The sequence below is a fragment of the Pseudomonas sp. P7548 genome (assembly GCF_013386585.1).
GTDB lineage: Bacteria > Pseudomonadota > Gammaproteobacteria > Pseudomonadales > Pseudomonadaceae > Aquipseudomonas.
In genome coordinates this window covers 1-17990 of the sequence record NZ_JACARO010000092.1, presented here as the reverse complement: position 1 = coordinate 17990, position 17990 = coordinate 1, and the positions used below count along the sequence as shown (strand labels likewise).

At 60.4% G+C, this 17990-nt stretch carries 14 protein-coding genes; 10 read left to right on the top strand and 4 right to left on the bottom strand.

The features are described from left to right. The first annotated feature begins 11 nt into the window (after nt 1-11). Both HX803_RS29030 and HX803_RS29025 read left to right on the top strand, forming a co-directional pair. Nucleotides 12-647 carry a NeuD/PglB/VioB family sugar acetyltransferase gene (locus HX803_RS29030; protein ID WP_178925571.1) on the top strand — a complete coding sequence of 212 codons (636 nt, stop codon included), beginning with the start codon at nt 12-14 and terminating at the stop codon, nt 645-647. Continuing rightward, nucleotides 644-1759, top strand: coding sequence for a glycosyltransferase family 4 protein (locus HX803_RS29025; protein ID WP_218647208.1), 1116 nt, complete (start codon nt 644-646; stop codon nt 1757-1759). Before HX803_RS29030 ends, HX803_RS29025 begins: the two co-directional genes overlap by 4 nt. A gap of 65 nt (nt 1760-1824) precedes the next feature. Here the strand turns inward: HX803_RS29025 and HX803_RS29020 are convergent, their stop codons facing one another. Then, nucleotides 1825-2613: a CPBP family intramembrane glutamic endopeptidase gene (locus HX803_RS29020; RefSeq protein WP_178925570.1), complete on the bottom strand. Its 789-nt coding sequence runs from the start codon at nt 2611-2613 to the stop codon at nt 1825-1827. Here HX803_RS29020 and HX803_RS29015 point away from each other — a divergent pair, their 5' ends adjacent. After that, nucleotides 2614-2934, top strand: coding sequence for a hypothetical protein (locus HX803_RS29015; protein WP_178925569.1), 321 nt, complete (start codon nt 2614-2616; stop codon nt 2932-2934). It abuts the gene before it with no gap. A 96-nt stretch (nt 2935-3030) separates the two neighbouring features. Continuing rightward, nucleotides 3031-3891 carry a DMT family transporter gene (locus HX803_RS29010; protein WP_178925568.1) on the top strand — a complete coding sequence of 287 codons (861 nt, stop codon included), beginning with the start codon at nt 3031-3033 and terminating at the stop codon, nt 3889-3891. Nucleotides 3892-3901: 10 nt separating this feature from the next. Here HX803_RS29010 and HX803_RS29005 read toward each other — a convergent pair whose 3' ends face one another. Then, complete coding sequence (locus HX803_RS29005; protein WP_178925567.1) at nt 3902-4789, bottom strand: DMT family transporter; 888 nt, start codon at nt 4787-4789, stop codon at nt 3902-3904. A 52-nt stretch (nt 4790-4841) separates the two neighbouring features. Continuing rightward, nucleotides 4842-6404, bottom strand: a complete 1563-nt coding sequence (locus tag HX803_RS29000) for a methyl-accepting chemotaxis protein (protein ID WP_372339951.1) — start codon at nt 6402-6404, stop codon at nt 4842-4844. A 462-nt stretch (nt 6405-6866) separates the two neighbouring features. On the opposite strand from HX803_RS29000, the gene aceK reads away from it, so the two are divergent. The 5 genes from aceK to HX803_RS28975 all read left to right on the top strand — a co-directional run bounded on the left by aceK (nt 6867) and on the right by HX803_RS28975 (nt 15095). Beyond that, nucleotides 6867-8576, top strand: coding sequence for a bifunctional isocitrate dehydrogenase kinase/phosphatase (aceK, locus tag HX803_RS28995; RefSeq protein WP_178925565.1), 1710 nt, complete (start codon nt 6867-6869; stop codon nt 8574-8576). 155 nt (nt 8577-8731) lie between these two features. Further along, nucleotides 8732-12643, top strand: coding sequence for an ATP-dependent RNA helicase HrpA (gene hrpA / locus HX803_RS28990; protein ID WP_178925564.1), 3912 nt, complete (start codon nt 8732-8734; stop codon nt 12641-12643). A 358-nt stretch (nt 12644-13001) separates the two neighbouring features. Continuing rightward, on the top strand, nt 13002-14123 hold the full coding sequence (locus HX803_RS28985; RefSeq protein WP_178925563.1) for a beta-ketoacyl-ACP synthase III: 1122 nt from the start codon (nt 13002-13004) through the stop codon (nt 14121-14123). A 130-nt stretch (nt 14124-14253) separates the two neighbouring features. Then, nucleotides 14254-14868, top strand: coding sequence for an RNA polymerase sigma factor (locus HX803_RS28980; protein ID WP_176996277.1), 615 nt, complete (start codon nt 14254-14256; stop codon nt 14866-14868). After that, nucleotides 14862-15095, top strand: a complete 234-nt coding sequence (locus HX803_RS28975) for an anti-sigma factor (RefSeq protein ID WP_178925562.1) — start codon at nt 14862-14864, stop codon at nt 15093-15095. Before HX803_RS28980 ends, HX803_RS28975 begins: the two co-directional genes overlap by 7 nt. A gap of 121 nt (nt 15096-15216) precedes the next feature. On the opposite strand, the gene HX803_RS28970 is transcribed toward HX803_RS28975, so the two are convergent. Then, nucleotides 15217-16539, bottom strand: coding sequence for a putative porin (locus tag HX803_RS28970; RefSeq protein ID WP_178925561.1), 1323 nt, complete (start codon nt 16537-16539; stop codon nt 15217-15219). A 282-nt stretch (nt 16540-16821) separates the two neighbouring features. Between HX803_RS28970 and HX803_RS28965 the strand changes: the two genes are divergently transcribed. Next, nucleotides 16822-17946, top strand: a complete 1125-nt coding sequence (locus tag HX803_RS28965) for a GNAT family N-acetyltransferase (RefSeq protein WP_178925560.1) — start codon at nt 16822-16824, stop codon at nt 17944-17946. Nucleotides 17947-17990 lie beyond the last annotated feature (44 nt).

Genomic DNA, 17990 nt, shown 5'->3' with positions numbered 1-17990 from the left:
GAGTAAGGCCTATGCCCCCCCTGACTGGTTTGCTCATCCTTGGCTTCGGTGGCCATGCCCGTGCCGTTGCTGATGTTGCGTTGGCAATAGGGATAAAGCAACTCTGCTTTATTGATATCAATGCCCGCCCAGGTGAAACCTTTGGAACGTTTCCCGTCTTGCCGAGTTGGGATAAAGGTCGCTTGGAGGGATGGTCTGTCATGCCTGCTTCAGGCGACTGCGTCCAACAGCATGCGCAATGCGAATGGGCTGCCCAGCTGGATTGGCCTTTAGCCACGCTCGTCTCGCCCACTGCAACACTGGGTTTTGGCGCGACGGTAGGGGCAGGGTCTTTCGTTGGCCACCACGCCCACGTAGGCCCTATGGCATCTGTTGGGCAGGGGTGCGTTATCAATACGGGAGCCATTGTCGAGCATGAATGCACGGTAGGTGACTTTACCCATATCTCTATAAAGGCGGCTGTTGCAGGACGATGCCAGATTGGAAAGGGTTGTTTCATAGGCGCTGGGTCAACGGTTATTGATGGGTTGATTGTGAGTGACGGCGTTACGTTAGGCGCAGGCGCCTGCGCTCACCGTAACTTGACCGAACCTGGAGTCTATGTGGGAGTGCCAGCGAAGCAGATAAGAAGGGAAGGGCAACGTTGAAAGTTCTCCATTTTTTCAAGACCTATTATCCGCGCACCATGGGCGGGGTGGAGCAGTTTATTTTTCAACTGTCGGAAGGTGGTCGTGCGCATGGAATTACTGCACAAGTACTCTCATTGAGTGAGCATGGCGCTTCCCGTAATGTCGAGGTGGGTGAGCACTTGGCTCACACATCAAAACTGGATTTGAATATTGCTTCGACGGGCTTTTCGTTGTCAGCGTTTAAAGACTTTCATGAGTTGGTCGAAGGTGTGGATATCATCAATTATCATTTTCCATGGCCTTTTATGGATGTGGTCCATTTTGCTACTCGTGTGCGCAAGCCAACGGTGGTGAGTTACCACTCGGATATCGTGAAGCAGAAGACACTGTTGAAGTTTTATCGCCCGTTGATGAATAAGTTTTTAAGCAATGTCGATCGTATTATTGCCACGTCTCCGAAGTATGTAGAAACCAGTCCGGTATTGCAGCACTTCCTGGATAAAGTAACGGTGATACCGATTGGCCTGGGGAGAGGGACTTATCCGCAGGTGTCGCCGGAAAAGTTGAAGCATTGGAACACTATATTCCAAGGACGATTTTTTCTTTTTGTCGGCGCCCTGCGTTATTACAAAGGTTTGGAGTATTTGCTCGAGGCTGCTCGTACAGTGCGTTTTCCAATCGTTATCTTGGGGCAAGGCCCGATGGAGCTGCAGTTAAAAGCCCAGGCGATAAAACTCGGTCTTACGAACGTGCACTTTTTGGGAGGCTTGCCTGATGAAGATAAAACTGCGCTGCTGACACTTTGCTTTGGCCTGGTGTTCCCTTCTCATCTGCGTTCTGAAGCATTTGGCGTTTCGTTGCTGGAGGCCGCGATGTTCAGTAAGCCTCTTATTTCTTGTGAAATCGGCACCGGAACGACGTATATAAACATTGCAGGAGAAACGGGGTTGGTGGTTCCACCGGGTGATACACATGCGTTGGCACAGGCAATGATCTGGTTATGGGAGAACCCTGTAGAAAGCCAAGCGATGGGGGTTCGAGCAGCCTTGCGTTTCGAAAAGGAGTTTACCGCGAATCAAATGGTCGACTCTTATGCTCAGGTCTACCGTTCTTTGCTGTCAACGGCCTGACGAAAGTCAGCAGAACGCCATGCGTCCGTTTCAATCTCCTGGTGTTCTGGGTCGCTCTCGGGGCATCAACTCAGCATCGGGTACGTGAACAACCCGAAGTGAAGCAGATTCAAACCGAAGTGCGTGGCGATCGCCGCCCCCAATCCGCCAAACCGATAAGCCAGGCCATAGCCGACTCCGGCGATACTCGCCAGCAGTACCCAATGCCAGCCCGCGCCCAGGTGCACCAGGCCGAACAGCAATGAGGCGAGCAAGAGTGCGAGGTTCTCCCCGTAGGGCAGGTGCTTGAAGCGTTGGCTCAAGCCCCCTTGGACGTAGCCGCGAAACAGCGCTTCTTCTACCAAGGTCACCAGCAACAGGTTGTTCAGTACCCATAGCCAGGCCTGTTCCGGCCATTTCGGCGCCCAGCTGACAATCCCCAGCAATGCCGCCCCACCCAGCGCTGCAACCGCCGTCAGGGCCAACGCCAGTGCTGCCACACAAATCGACAGGCGCAACGTGCGCCGTGCCACGATCCACGGGCAGGCCAGCAGCAGCCAGAATCCGATCAGCGGCTTGTCCTGGTTCAGGTACATCGAGAACGGTACGGCGTCCGGGGTAAACCGTTGCGGGTCGATGCCGCGCCCGTTGTAGAAACCCGGCAGCCAGTGCATCGCCAGGCCCAAGGCCAGGACGATGAACAGACCATGGCCAAGGTAGCGCGCCCACGGCGTGCGTTGCTGGCGCACCGCGTAGCCGGCGATCAGCAACAGGCCGACCGAGACGGCCGCGAGCAGGCCCAATTGCCCGTAGATCAAGGCCACTGAGTAGCCAATGGAGAGAAGCACCAGGTACAGCCAGGGCAGAGCGATCATGTGAAATCCTTGGAAAAACCCGGCGGCATTATAGCGACCGGTGTTTTGCCGCCGCATGAAAACTCCTCCACGCAAAAAGACCCGGAGGAGTTATTGCAAAATATGTTTGCGGCTGGTTATAGTCGCGGCGTCTTCATCCCTTCAAAAGATCAGCACATGCCAGCTTCCCAGCGCATAGCGGTAGTCGATTCAGCGGTCAACGCTGTGGTCGTGCCGTGCGGGGAAAAGCAGCCTGCGCAGATCAGTCATTACCCGCCTCCTGTCAGCAGCACGCCGGTGTACGCAGTCGTATCACCGCCGGGTGTTGGCATTTCGGGCTGATCAGCTCTGCTGTCCCCGTCTGCCCGCCTGAAAAAAACCTAATGCATTTCAGCGTCTGCTGAATCGGCTTTTTTTGCCTGATGACAGGTGGTAACCATGTCTGTTCTTTCGAAACAATCCGTGGCCGCGGCGGCCTCGACGAGCCTGTTTGTCCTGCTGTGGAGCAGCGGGGCGATCTTCTCCAAGTGGGGCCTGGCCCATGCGTCACCCTTTGCGTTCCTGCTGATGCGCTTTGCCATCGCCCTCGCGGGCCTGGTGATCCTGGTGCCGGCTCTCAAGTTGAAGTGGCCGCGCCCCGGCAACCCCCTGCTGTATGCGGCGGCGACCGGGCTGGTGCTGTTGGGGGCTTATCAGATTTTTTACCTGCTGGCCCTCGACCTCAAAGTCACGCCTGGGGTGATGGCAACCATCATGGGCGTGCAACCGATCCTCACCGTGGTGCTGATGGAGCGCCAACGTTCCTGGCGCCGGATGTTCGGCCTGGGGCTGGGCCTGGCGGGGTTGATCATGGTGGTCTACCAAGGCATCGGCATGTCGGGGATGTCCTTGGCGGGGATGGTGTTCGGGCTGCTGGCATTGGCCAGCATGACCTTTGGTTCGATCATGCAAAAGCGCATTACCGACAACCCCCTGGGCACACTGCCGGTGCAATACCTGGCTGGATTGCTGTTGTGCGCGGTATTCGTGCCGTTCCAACCCTTCCACTTTGAGCACAGCACGGGCTTTTTCGTGTCGGTGCTGTGGATGGGGTTGGTGGTGTCTTTGCTGGCAACGCTGTTGCTGTACCGCCTGATCGCCCGGGGCAACCTGGTGAATGTCACCAGCCTGTTCTACCTGGTGCCGGCCGTGACGGCGGTGATGGACTACCTGATCTTCGGCAACAAGCTGGCGATGTTGAGCCTGCTGGGGATGGGGTTGATCATCATCGGCCTGGTGTTCGTCTTCCGTAAAAACTGACACCACCCTCCTACAAGATTTTTTTGGGGCGTAGCACCAGCCAAAGCGCCCCCGCAATTAACACCCCGCCATACAGATGCGCCATCGACAACGGCTCATCCAGCAACAACGCCCCCCACAACACGCCAAACGGCGGAATCATGAAGGTCACCGTCATCGACTTGACCGGCCCGATGGACGACAGCAGTCGGAAGTAAAGAATGTAGGCAAACGCCGTGCACACCAGCCCAAGCCCCAGCAACGACAACCACACCTGCCACCCACCCCAGCTGGCGGGCGGCTGTTGGATGGCGCTGTAGGCAAAGAACGGCAACAGGAACAACGTCGCGCCGAGCATGCTGCCCAACGCTGACAGGCGACTGTCCAGGCCTCCGCGCTGATCCAGCCAGCGCCGCGCCAGGAACCCGGCAAAACCGTAGCACGTGGTCGCCAGCAGGCAGGCCAGCGCGCCCATCAACAATTGCAGGTCAAACGCCACCGGTCCGGCGCGGGTCAGCACGCCTACGCCAAACAGGCCCAGGGTCACCCCGGCGATCTTTGACGGGGTGAGGCGCTCGCTGAAGAACAGCCCGCCGATCAACACACCCATCAACGGCGTGGTGGCGTTGAAGATCGCCGAGTAACCCGCTGGCAGCACCTGGGCTGCCACCGAGTACATGGTCGCGGGAATTCCGGAGTTGATCACCCCCAGCAGCAACACTGTCTTGAACTTGCCCTGGAAATCCCAGTTCACCCGCATCGCCGCCAGGATCACCAGCAAACCGGCGGCGGCAATCGACACGCGAAAAAACGCCGTCGGCACGGTGCCGATCTCGGGCGCAATGATGCGCATGAACAGGAAGCTGGCGCCCCAGATAGCAGCCAGCCCCAGCAGGTACAGGGTGTCAACAGGTCTCACGAAATACTCCTACATCCATCAGGCGGCGAGTGTTGCACGACGCCTTGACGGATTACAGGACAAACCGTGTGACCAGCCCATTCAGGTCCACCGCCAGGCGCGACAGTTCCTGGCTGGCGGCCGAGGTCTGCGTGGCGCCGGCAGCCGTTTGGGTGGACAGATCGCGGATGTTCACCAGGCTGCGGTCCACTTCGCGGGCGACCAGCGCCTGCTGCTCGGCGGCACTGGCGATCACCAGGTTGCGCTGGCTGATCTGCGAGATGGCGGCGGTGATTTTTTCCAGGGCGCTGCCGGCGCTGTTGGCCCGCTGCAGAGTCTGGCCGGCGTGTTCGGCGCTGCTGTTGAGCGCCTCGACGGTGCCTTGGGTGCCTTGCTGGATACCGGTGATCATCTGCTCGATTTCTTCGGTGGAGTCCTGGGTGCGTTGTGCCAGGGAACGCACCTCATCGGCGACCACCGCAAAACCGCGCCCGGCTTCACCGGCGCGGGCGGCTTCAATCGCTGCGTTCAATGCCAGCAGGTTGGTTTGCCCGGCGATGCCACGGATCACTTCCAGCACCTTGCTGATGTCCTGGGCCTGCACGGCCAGGCCTTCGGCCTTGGTTGAAGCACCGAGCACTTCGTCCACCAGGTTCTGGATCGAACTGATGGTTTCGCTGATTTGGTAGTGGCCGTGCTTGCTGTCTTCATCGGAGGCCTTGGACGCCTCGGCGCTGGACACCGCATTGCCTGCCACCTCGTCCACCGCCGCGCTCATCTCGTTCACGGCCGTGGCGGCTTGTTCGATTTCATCGTTCTGCGCCTGCAGGCCGCGGGTGCTCTGTTCCATCACCGAACTCATCTCTTCGGCGGCAGAGGCCAGCTGCTGCGCCGACTCGCTGATGCCACGGATGGTGGTTTGCAGTTGCACCTGCATGGTGGAGAGTGCGGTCAGCAATTGCGCCGGTTCGTCCTGCCCGTGCACTACGATCGGCTGGCTCAAGTCGCCACCGGCGATGGTGCGGGCCACGGCCAAGGCTTGGCCGATGGGCGCAGTGATGCTGCGGGTCAGCAGCCAGGCCAGTAAAAGGGTGGCAATCAGGGCGCACACAATGATCAAACCGACTACCCACTGGGCGTTGGTGTACATCTGCGCGGCCAGGCCAGCGGCGTCTTCCACGCCTTTCTGGTTGAAGGTGATCATGTCCTCCAGGCTTTTATTGAGGACCGTGCCTTGGGGCGCCAGGCGGCTGGTGAGCAAGTCGATGGCGTCCTGCTGCTGGTCCTTGTCGACCAGGGCGACCATCTGCCCGACGATGGTCAAATAGGTGTTCACGTTGGCCTTGAGTTGCGTAAGCATCTCGCGTTCTTCATCGCCGCTGAGCAGGTCTTGATGGTGATCGAGCAAGGTTTGCAGTTCGCTGCGCTGGCGAGTGATCAGGCTTTTGCTGTTATCGCGTACCCGGGACTCGTCGGTGGTCGCCAGGCGCAAGGCCTCCAGGCGGATGCTGGCGATACAGGCGGCGGCGTCGTGGATGCTCTCGATGCTCGGCATCCACGAATCCTCGATGACCAGCGCACTTTCGCGCAGCTTGGCCATCTGCCCCAAACCAAACAGGCCGACAATCACCAGCATGCTGGCCAAAACCCCAAAACTCAGACTGGCACGCAATCCGATCCTCATGTTCCTCAATGACATCTCAATGCTCCTTGGGCGATTAGAACCTGTTCCCGATCGGTCTTCAGACCTTGTTAGGGTGGGAGAGGGCGCGCTATATATCAAAGTGCCACTAAGGTGGTAATCAGGGTTTCCCTTACGCTGTATCAAGATGGTTACAAACGGTTAACCTCAGTGACATGGCAGGTTTTATTGCGCAAAAGCGCCAAGCCACGTCATTCCAGGCGTACAGGCGAAGGCGGGTAGCGATTCGTGCGACTTTTTGGTGCGTTTTCTGACCGAGTGGTCGAATTGTGAAAATTGAAAATAAATGTACGAAGTGCGCAAACCTGTACAACCTGCCGCGAAAAATCCTCCTTCTCCTGCTTCTATTCACTGGCTAAGCTCAGGGCTTCCAGATGCCCGCCAGAGGTTTCCCGCATGTCGCAATCTGCTCCCGCCATCGCCCGGATGATCCTCGATGGCTTCGACGACTACCGTGAGCATTTCCGCCAGATCACCGACGGTGCCCGCGAGCGGTTCGAGAAGGCTCAGTGGCAGCAAGGGCAGGCGGCGTCGGCGGCGCGGATCAACCTGTATGAAGAAAAGGTCGGTGAAGTCACGGCGCGCCTGCGAGCCAGCTTCGATGACGCGGTGCTGTTGGAGGTGGACGCCTGGCCCCTGGTCAAAAGCGCCTACATCGGCCTGATCGACTTGCGCTTTGACGATGAATTGTCCGAGACCTGGTACAACTCGATCTTCTGCGGCCTGTTCAGCCACGACCTGATCAGCGACGGCTGCATGTTCATCCACACCACCCGGCCCAGCCTGCGCCGGGCGCGGGCGGCGCAAACCCGCACCTACACGCCAAATGGCAAGATTGCCCAGATGCTGGCGCAGGTGTTTGCCGACTACCGCTTCAGCGAACCCTACGCCGACCTGCCGTCTGACTTGCGCCGCCTCGAAGCCCAACTGCGGGAAAATCTGCCGGACTGGGTGTGCAAGGACCCGGACCTCAACGTCGAGCTGTTCTCTTCGGTGCTCTACCGCAACAAAGGCGCCTACCTGGTGGGCCGCCTCTATACCCGCGACGAACAGTGGCCGCTGGCGATCCCGTTGCTGCACCGCGAAGGGCACGGCATCCAGATCGATGCCCTGATCACCGACGAAGCCGACGTGTCGATCATCTTCTCGTTCACCCGTTCCTACTTCATGGTCGACGTGCCGGTGCCGGCGGAATTCATCGGCTTTCTCAAGCGCATCCTGCCGGGCAAGCACATCGCCGAGCTGTACACCTCCATCGGCTTCTACAAACACGGCAAGTCGGAGTTCTACCGCGCGCTGATCAACCACCTGGCCACCACCGATGATCGCTTCATCATGGCCCCGGGCGTGCGTGGCATGGTCATGAGTGTGTTTACCCTGCCGGGCTTCAACACGGTGTTCAAGATCATCAAGGACCGTTTTTCGCCGTCGAAAAACGTGAACCGTGCCACGGTGATCGAGAAGTATCGGCTGGTTAAAAGTGTCGACCGGGTCGGGCGCATGGCTGATACCCAGGAGTTCGCCGATTTCCGTTTTCCCCTGAGCAAGTTCGAACCCGACTGCCTGGCCGAGTTGCTGGAAGTCGCGGCCGGCACCGTCGAAGTAGAAGGCGATACGGTGCTGATCCGCCACTGCTGGACCGAACGGCGCATGACCCCACTCAACCTCTACCTCGACAACGCCAACCCCGCCCAGGTGCACGAAGCCCTGGAAGATTACGGCCTGGCCATCAAGCAATTGGCGGCGGCGAATATCTTCCCTGGCGACATGCTGCTGAAAAACTTCGGCGTCACCCGCCACGGTCGCGTGGTGTTCTACGACTACGACGAAATCTGCTTTCTCACCGAGGCCAACTTCCGCCATATCCCTGCGCCGCGCACCCCCGAGGACGAAATGGCCTCCGAGCCCTGGTATTCCATCGGCCCGCTGGATGTGTTCCCCGAAGAATTCCCGCCGTTCCTGTTTGCCGACGCCAGCCAGCGCCAGCTGTTCGATGAGCTGCACGGCGAGTTGTACAACGCCGACTACTGGAAGGGTCTGCAGGAGGCGATCCGCGCCGGCAAGGTCATTGATGTGTTTCCTTACCGGCGCAAAGACCCTCTGTAATACCTACCCTCCTGTGGACACAGGCTGGTGTGGGAGCGGGCCCGCTCCCACATTTGAGTCGGTTTATCCTTGATGCCGCTCAGCCGCCTGCCAGACAAGGCGCTTTTCTGCCACACTTGGCGGCCGTGCCTATACAGATGACCGCCAAGTAGCTGATGACTGACCAAGCGCCCACTATCGACCAACTGCTCAAAACCCTCGATCACGCCATGCTCGCCGACCGCCACCGCTTGCGGCGGCAATTGCTTGAGCTGCGCAAGAAGCCCGACGAGGACAAGTTGGCGCAATGGGTCGCGCGCATGCAGGCCTCCTGCGCCCAGGTCACGGCGCGGCGTGCCAGCCTGCCGGTGATCCGTTACGACGACAGCCTGCCGATTGCCGCCAAGCGTGATGAAATCAAAGAGGCCCTGAACAAGCGTCAGGTGCTGATCATTGCCGGTGAAACCGGCTCGGGCAAAACCACCCAGTTGCCGAAGATCTGCCTGGAAATCGGCCGTGGCCAGTTCGGCCTGATCGGCCACACCCAGCCGCGCCGGATCGCGGCGCGCAGCGTGGCCAGCCGGGTCGCCGAAGAGCTGGGCACACCGCTGGGCGCGCTGGTCGGCTACCAGGTGCGCTTCGAAGACCAGAGCGATTCCAACACCCTGATCAAGCTGATGACCGACGGCATCCTGTTGGCGGAAACCCAGAACGACCGCTACCTGGAACGCTACGACACGATCATCGTCGACGAAGCCCACGAACGCAGCCTGAACATCGACTTCCTGCTGGGCTACCTGAAGACCCTGTTGCCGCGTCGCCCGGACCTCAAAGTCATCATCACCTCGGCGACCATCGACCTGGAGCGCTTCTCCAAGCATTTTGACGACGCACCGATTGTCGAAGTGTCGGGCCGTACCTTCCCGGTCGACACCTGGTATCGCCCGCTGACCCTGGAACAGGACGAGGAGGGCAACCGCGTCGAGGACGACCTCACCGTCGACCAGGCGATCCTCGCCACCCTCGATGAAATCGCCGCCTATGAGCGCAGTGAGCGGCGCAGCCCGGGTGACGTGCTGGTGTTTTTGCCGGGCGAGCGCGAAATCCGCGACGCCGCCGACATGCTGCGCAAGGCCCAACTCAAGCACACCGAAATTTTGCCGCTGTACGCGCGCCTGTCGCCGGCCGAACAGCAGCGCATCTTCCAATCCCACCCGGGCCGCCGCGTGGTGCTGGCCACCAACGTTGCGGAAACCTCGCTGACGGTGCCGGGCATTCGGTATGTGATCGACAGCGGCACCGCGCGCATCAGTCGCTACAGCTACCGCGCCAAGGTGCAGCGCCTGCCGATCGAGGCGATTTCCCAGGCCAGTGCCAACCAGCGTAAAGGCCGTTGCGGTCGGGTTGAGCCGGGCATTTGCGTGCGCCTGTACAGCGAAGAAGATTTTATCGGGCGCCCGGAATTTACCGACCCCGAGATCCTGCGCACCAACCTCGCCGCCGTGATCCTGCAGATGCTGCACCTGCGCCTGGGCGAGATCACCGACTTCCCGTTTATCGAGCCACCGGATGGCAAGGCCATCAGCGACGGTTTCAACCTGCTGCAAGAACTCTCGGCGGTGGACCGCAACAGCCAGCTCACGCCACTGGGCCGCCAACTGGCGCGCCTGCCGGTGGACCCGCGCATGGGCCGCATGCTGCTCGAAGCGGCCAAGCTCGGCAGCTTGCAGGAAGTGTTGATCGTGGCCAGTGCCATGTCGATCCAGGACCCGCGCGAGCGCCCACCGGAGCGTCAACAGGCCGCCGACCAGGCCCACGCGCAGTGGAAGGACGCCGACTCGGACTTCGCCGGCCTGGTCAATTTGTGGCGTGGGTTTGAAGAGCAACGCCAGGAATTGACCGCCAGCCCGCTGCGTAATTGGTGCCGCAAGAATTTCCTCAATTACCTGCGCCTGCGCGAGTGGCGTGACTCCCATCGTCAGTTGAGCCTGATCTGCCGTGATATGCAGCTCTCGATCAACAAGGACCCGGCCGACTACCCGAAACTGCACAAGGCCGTGCTCTCCGGCCTGCTCAGCCAGATCGGCCAGAAAACCGAAGACGGTGACTACCTGGGCGCGCGTCAGCGGCGCTTCTGGATTCACCCGTCGTCGGGCATCGGCAAGAAGCGCCCACAATGGCTGATGACCGCCGAGCTGGTGGAAACCACCAAGCTCTATGCGCGCATGGTGGCCAAGATCGATGCCGACTGGATCGAACCGTTGGCCGGGCACCTGATCAAGAAGAACCACTTCGAGCCCCACTGGGAGAAGAAGCGCGGCCAGGTCGTGGCGTTTGAACAGATCACCTTGTTCGGGCTGATTGTGGTCGGGCGCCGGCCGGTGCATTACGGGCCGGTCGACCCGGTGGTGTCCCGCGAGTTGTTTATCCGTGAAGGCCTGGTGCGGGGTGAAATTCAGTCCCGCGCCAAGTGCCTGACGGCCAACCAGCAACTGCTGGAGCAGCTGGACGAGCTGGAAGCCAAGGCGCGTCGCCGCGATATCCTGGCCGACGAAGAAACCCTCTACGCCTTCTACGACGCGCGGCTGCCGGCCGAGATCCACCAGACCGCCACGTTCGACAGCTGGTACAAGGTCAACAGCCAGAAGAACCCGCAGTTGTTGATCATGCGCGAAGAAGACGTGCTGGCCCGCGAGGCCAGTGAAGTCACCGCCCTGCATTACCCGGACACCCTGCACCTGGGTGACCTGGAGCTGGCGTTGAGTTACCACTTTGAGCCCAACCACCCCCGCGATGGCGTGACCTTGCGCGTGCCGGCGCCGCTCTTGCCAGCCTTGCCGCCAGAACGCCTGGAATGGCTGGTACCGGGCGTGATCGAAGCCAAGTGCATCGCCCTGGTGCGCAACCTGCCCAAGGCGCTGCGCAAGAATTTCGTGCCGGTGCCGGACTTCGTCAAGGCCGCGCTGCAACGCATCGAATTCGGCCAGGGCTCGCTGCCCCTGGCACTGGGTCGCGAGTTATTGCGCATGACTGGCGCTCGGGTCAGCGACGAAGCCTGGGCGGAAGCGGCGCAACAGGTGGAAAACCATCTGAAGATGAACCTGGAAGTGGTCGACGGCCAGGGCAAGTTCCTCGGCGAAGGCCGCGACTTGGCCGAGCTGACCGCGCGGTTTGCCGAGGCCAGCCAGGCTGCGTTGGCCGTGCCGCAAACCGCCAAGAGCCAGCAGCCGGTGGAGGCCAAGGTGTTCGCGGCAGTGGCCGAGAAGACCCAGCAAAAGATCGCCGGCCTGTCGATGACGGTGTACCCGGCATTGGTGGAAGAAAACGGTACGGTCAAGGAAGGGCGTTTTTCCACGGCTGCCGAGGCCGAATTCCAGCACCGCCGTGCGTTGCAGCGTTTGCTGATGCAGCAACTGGCCGAACCGGCCAAGTTCCTACGCGGCAAGCTGCCGGGCCTGACCGAGCTGGGCCTGATGTACCGCGAACTGGGGCGCATTGATGCGCTGGTGGAAGACATTCTGCTGGCCAGCCTCGACACTTGCGTGCTCGAAGGCGAAGCCAGCCTGCCACGTGATGGCGCCGGTTTGGCGGCCTTGGCCGAGCGCAAGCGCGGCAGCTGGACCGAACACGCCGAGCGCCTGGCGCGCCTGACCCTGGACGTGCTGAAACTCTGGCACGGTCTGCAGAAGCGCTTCAAGGGCAAGATCGACCTGGCCCAGGCCGTGGCCTTGAACGATATCAAGCAGCAGTTGAGCCACTTGGTCTATCCCGGTTTTGTGCGGGAAACCCCGGCGCAATGGTTCAAGGAGTTGCCGCGTTTTCTCAAGGCCATCGAACTGCGCCTGGAGAAGCTGCCGAGCCAGGTGCAAAAGGACCGGGTGTGGAGCGGCGAGCTGGCCGGCCTGTGGACCCAGTACGAAAACCGCCTGAAAAAGCATGCCCAGGAAGGCAAGCGCGACCCCCAGCTGGAGCTGTACCGCTGGTGGCTGGAGGAATACCGGGTGTCGCTGTTTGCCCAGCAGTTGGGCACCAAAGTGCCGATTTCCGACAAGCGCCTGAGCAAGCAATGGAGCCTGGTCGAAGCCTGATACACAACACAAATTCCCTGTGGGAACGGGTTTGTGTGGGAGCGGGCTTGCTCGCGAATACGGTGAGTCAGTCAACAGATGTACTGACTGACACTCAGTTTTCGCGAGCAAGCCCGCTCCCACAATTGAATGCATGCCAAGGCAAGCCGGTGTTTGTCCGCAGATAGCGCCAAATATCGAGGTTTGTGGCAAACTTCGCGCCTATAAATGCCGGGATCGTCGTGACAGGCTGGTGCGCAGCCACGGCGCGATGGAATAAAGCGTTGCCAGTTTGATGCCCGCTGGACGGCATCGAACGACTTAAAGTTTGGTACGACGGTACCAATATCTTCTGCCTGACAGATTTAGAGGAACGACCGTGCATAACGTCGTCATCAGCGGCACCGGCCTGTACACCCCGGCCAACAGCATCTCCAACGAAGAGCTGGTGCAGTCTTTCAATGCTTACGTGCAACAGTTCAACAGCGACAACGCCGCCGCCATCGAGCGCGGTGATGTGCAGGCGCTGACTGAATCCAGCGCGGCGTTCATTGAAAAAGCATCGGGTATCAAGAGCCGCTTCGTGATGGACAAGGACGGCATTCTCGACCCGCAGCGCATGGCCCCGCGTCTGCCCGAGCGCAGCAACGACGAGTGGTCGGTGCTCTGCCAGATGGCCGTCGGCGCTGCCGAACAGGCCCTGCAACGTGCCGGCAAGACCGCGGCCGACATCGACGGCGTGATCGTCGCCTGCTCCAACCTGCAGCGTGCCTACCCGGCCATCGCCATTGAAGTCCAGGAAGCCCTGGGCATCGAAGGCTTCGGCTTCGACATGAACGTGGCGTGCTCGTCGGCCACCTTCGGCATCCAGAACGCCGCCAACAGCATCCAGCTGGGCCAGGCCCGTGCGATCCTGATGGTCAACCCGGAAGTCTGCACCGGCCACCTGAACTTCCGCGACCGCGACAGCCACTTTATCTTTGGCGACGCGGCCACCGCCGTGGTCCTGGAGCGTGCCGACCTGGCGACTTCCGAGCACCAGTTCGACGTGGTGAGCACCAAGCTGCTGACCAAGTTCTCCAATAACATCCGCAACAACTTTGGCTTCCTCAACCGCACCGCGGAAGAGGGCATCGGCGCGCCCGACAAGCTGTTCGTGCAGGAAGGCCGCAAAGTCTTCCGCGACGTCTGCCCGATGGTGGCCGAACTGATCGGCGTGCACCTGGAAGAAAACCAGCTGAACGTGGCCGACGTTAAACGCTTCTGGCTGCACCAGGCCAACCTGAGCATGAACCACCTGATTGTGAAGAAACTGCTGGGCCGCGAAGCCACAGTGGAAGAAGCGCCGGTGATTCTCGATACTTACGCCAATACCAGCTCGGCCGGTTCGGTGATTGCCTTTCACACCTACCAGGACGACCTGCCCAAGGGCTCCGTCGCGGTACTGAGCTCCTTCGGTGCGGGTTATTCGATTGGCAGCGTGATCCTGCGCAAACGCTGATCCATCAGCCGGTCACGGTCCAATGTGGGAGTTGGCTGGCCTGCGATGACGAGGGTGAATTCACCGCCGCTATCGCAGGCCAGCCAGCTCCCACAGGTATCGGATTTCCACCGCAAGATTGAGGTAAACGATGGCAGCAGCGGACGACACGCACCTGCTTGAACGGCTGCTCAAGGGTGAGCAACGCGCCTACAAGGAGCTGGTCACCACCTACCAAAGCGCCATGCGTGCAGTGGCCTACGCCATCGTCGGCCAGCGCCATGCCGATGAAGTGGTGCAGGACGCCTGGTTGTCGGTGGTGCGCAACCTGGCCAAGTTCGAAGGGCGTTCCAGCCTCAAGACCTGGCTGCTGACCATCACCGCCAACTCTGCCAAGGGCCGCTACAAACAGAATCGCCGCGAAGTGCTGCTCGACGACTTGCCGTCACCCCACGGCACCATCGGCGATGACCGCTTCGTGCCGGACGACGGTCATTGGGCGGTCGCCCCGTATGCCTGGCACCAGGACACGCCCGAGGCCCTGTTGACCGAGGATGAACTGCGCAAATGCCTGGAGCATACGATCCTGAGTTTGTCCGAATTGCAAAGCAGCGTGCTGGTGTTGCGTGAACGCCAGGGGCTGGAATTGGAAGAGATCTGTAATCTTCTGACGCTCTCGCTCTCCAATGTCCGTGTGCTGTTGCATCGAGCACGGCTTAAAGTCTTCGCCACGGTGGAGCATTTTGAGGAAACGGGCGAATGTTGACCTGTAAAGAACAAGTGGCGCGGTCCAGTGATTATCTCGACGGGCAATTGACCTTTCGCGAGCGTCTGCTGGTGCGTCATCACTTGATGTTCTGCCCCAACTGCCGGCGTTTTATCCGCCAGATGCGCCTGATGCAGGCGACGCTGAAGATCATGCCGGAGGAACCGGTCAAGGATGTGGATGCGCTGGCTGAACGCCTGGCGGCCGAGCGGCTGAAGGATCAGTAAAGGCGGGGGTAAAGGCAGACTCGCGTGACGGAGTCGAACGGATGATGGGGACCGACCCATTCACGCGAGGCTGTGAAAGGCGCCTCGGGCCGTCCTGGCCCAAGGCGTGTTACGTGCTGAATCAGAACTTGGCTTCAGCATCCAACTGCAGGGTGTTGGTGTTGGCGTCGCGCTGAGTACGGCTGGAGAAGTCTGCCTTGGTCAGGAAGTACGTGGCGCCCAAGGCGAAGTTCTTGTCGATGTCGTAGCTGACCTTGAACTTGTGGCCACGGGAACCGGTGGTGCCGTTGGCGAAGTCAGAGTCGGTGAAGGCACCCACGACCGCGTTACGCTGAATGTCGCGGTAGTTGTAGTCCAGGTTGAAACCGAACACCTTGGACTTGGCACCCAGCAACCAGGCAGTGTCCTGGTCGGTCACAGCGTCGTTGTTCTTCACGTACTGGCCGTAGAACGCCAGCGGCACTGCCAGGCCACCGATGTCAGCCTGGGCAAACCCTTCGTACAGACGGAATTCGTTGTCCGCCGAGTTGCCGTTGACGGCCAGTGCGCACGGCGTCGTGGTGGTGGTGCAGCGGCTGTCCTTGTCGTTCTGGTAGGCGTAGACGCTGCCGCCCAGGGTCAGTTTCAGGTTGTCGGTGACCGAGAAGCGGGTCCCCAACTGGCCGGATGTCAGGCGCAGGTCGTGACGGAATTGCACGCCGTCGCCGTCGACGTTGTCCTTGAGGTTGTAGTTACCGATGCTGCCGAACAGCTCGGCGCTGCTACCCAGAGGGTATTTGTAGGTCAGTGCCAGACCTTCAGGGTTGATGTCGCTATCCCAGATCACGTCGCCCATGTTGACCCACGGTTGCAGCATCTTGCCGCCAATCACGTGCAGGTTCTTGATCTGGTCAGGGTGGTAGTCGATGTAGCCGAGGTCCAGCCAGATCGACTTCTTGTCGAAGTAGTTGTCCTGGTCCTGGTTGGTGGAGCGAGCGTCGTCGCTGCTGCCGGTGGCGATACGGATGCCGGTATCAACTTGGGAGTTGATTTCGGTGTACGCGCCCAGGCGGGCACGGATGCGCTGACGGTCCTTGTCGCGGCCGCCGTTGTTGGATTCGCCCTGGATCTTCACGGTTTCCTGACGGAAACGCACGTCACCCTTGAACTGAGTCTTGGCAGCCCAAGCGAGCTTCTGGTCGAAGCTGCTCAGCTCGTTGGTTTTTTTCGCGGTGGCCGCGATCTGCTCGTTGGTCTCTTGTTGAGCTTGCTGTGCGATCTGCTTTTCTTTCTGGTCTTTGGCCAATTCCGCTTGCAGCTCGGTGTACTGCGAAGCGGTGATCTGGCCGTTGGCCTTGAGCATGTCGAGCAATTTAGCGTCGACTGCGGCGTTGGCCGGAATGCTCAGGGCCAGTAGCAGGCCGCCGCACAGGAGCGCCGCAGTTTTAGTGGAAGCAAGACGCATATCAATCTCCGAAAGTGAGGAGGGATGGCAAACCATCCAGGACACAACCGACCGATTTCGGACGGACAAGTAGCCGCTCGGTATAACCGGGCGCTCTAAAAACAGGCGTCAGTATCACGATCGTTTATGACGGAGCAGTGGCTAAGTGATGTCATGTAGATGACAAATAATTTAAGAAGGAACTAACTGGCATGGGTTTTGTCGCGCCATTTGAAGGTGTGCGAACCCCGGCGATAAGCGATACTCGCCAGGCTTTCACGCCCCGACGTAGTGAGGATGCCGATGCCGTTGCAACGCCTGGACAGCCTGTCCGAAATCGCCCCGCAGGCCTGGGATGCCCTGGTGCCGCAGGCCCAGCCGTTTGTGCGGCATGCGTTCCTGAGCGCGCTGGAAGACAGCGCCAGCCTGGGCCCGCAATCGGGCTGGCAGCCGGAGCATTTGTTGCATTGGGAGGGCGAGCGCTTGGTGGCGGCGTTGCCCAGTTACCGCAAGTGGCATTCCTACGGCGAATACGTGTTCGACCATGGCTGGGCGGACGCCTGTGAGCGCGCCGGTATCGACTACTACCCCAAGCTGCTCACGGCGGTGCCGTTCAGCCCGGTCAGCGGGCCGCGCCTGCTGGCGGCGAATGCCCAGGACGGTTTCGAGTTGCTCAAGGCGTTGCCGGGTTACCTGGAAATCGAAGGGCTCTCCAGCGCTCACATCAACTTCACCGATCCATTGGCTGACGAAGCGCTGGCACAACAGCCGGGCTGGTTGCAGCGCCTGGGTTGTCAGTTTCACTGGCAAAACCGTGGCTATCGCGACTTCCAGGATTTTCTTGATGCGTTGAGTTCACGCAAGCGCAAACAGATGCGCAAAGAGCGCGAGCAAGTGGCGGGGCAGGGCATCGCGTTTGAATGGCTGAAAGGCCATGAACTGAGCGAGGCGCAATGGGACTTTGTCTACGCCTGCTACGCCAATACCTACGCGGTACGTCGCCAGTCTCCCTACCTGACCCGCGCGTTTTTCAGCCTGCTGGCCGAGCGCTTGCCCGAAGCGATCCGTGTGGTGCTGGCCAAACAAGGCTCGCGCCCGGTGGCGATGGCGTTCAGCCTGATTGGTGGCGACAGCTTCTACGGCCGCTATTGGGGTTGCCTGGCTGAGTTTGACCGTCTGCATTTCGAAACCTGTTTCTACCAGGGCATGGACTACGCCATCGCCGAAGGCTTGCAGCGCTTCGACGCCGGTGCCCAGGGCGAGCACAAGTTGATTCGCGGCTTCGAGCCGGTGATCACCCGATCGTGGCACTACCTGCGCCATCCCGGGTTGAAGAATGCCGTGGAGGATTTTCTCGAGCGTGAACGCGTGGGCATTCATGCCTATGCCGAAGAGGCGCGGGCAGCGCTGCCCTACCGACAGGCATAAGGTGAATGTAGTGAGCGGGCTTGCCCCGCGCCGCGGTGTGTCAG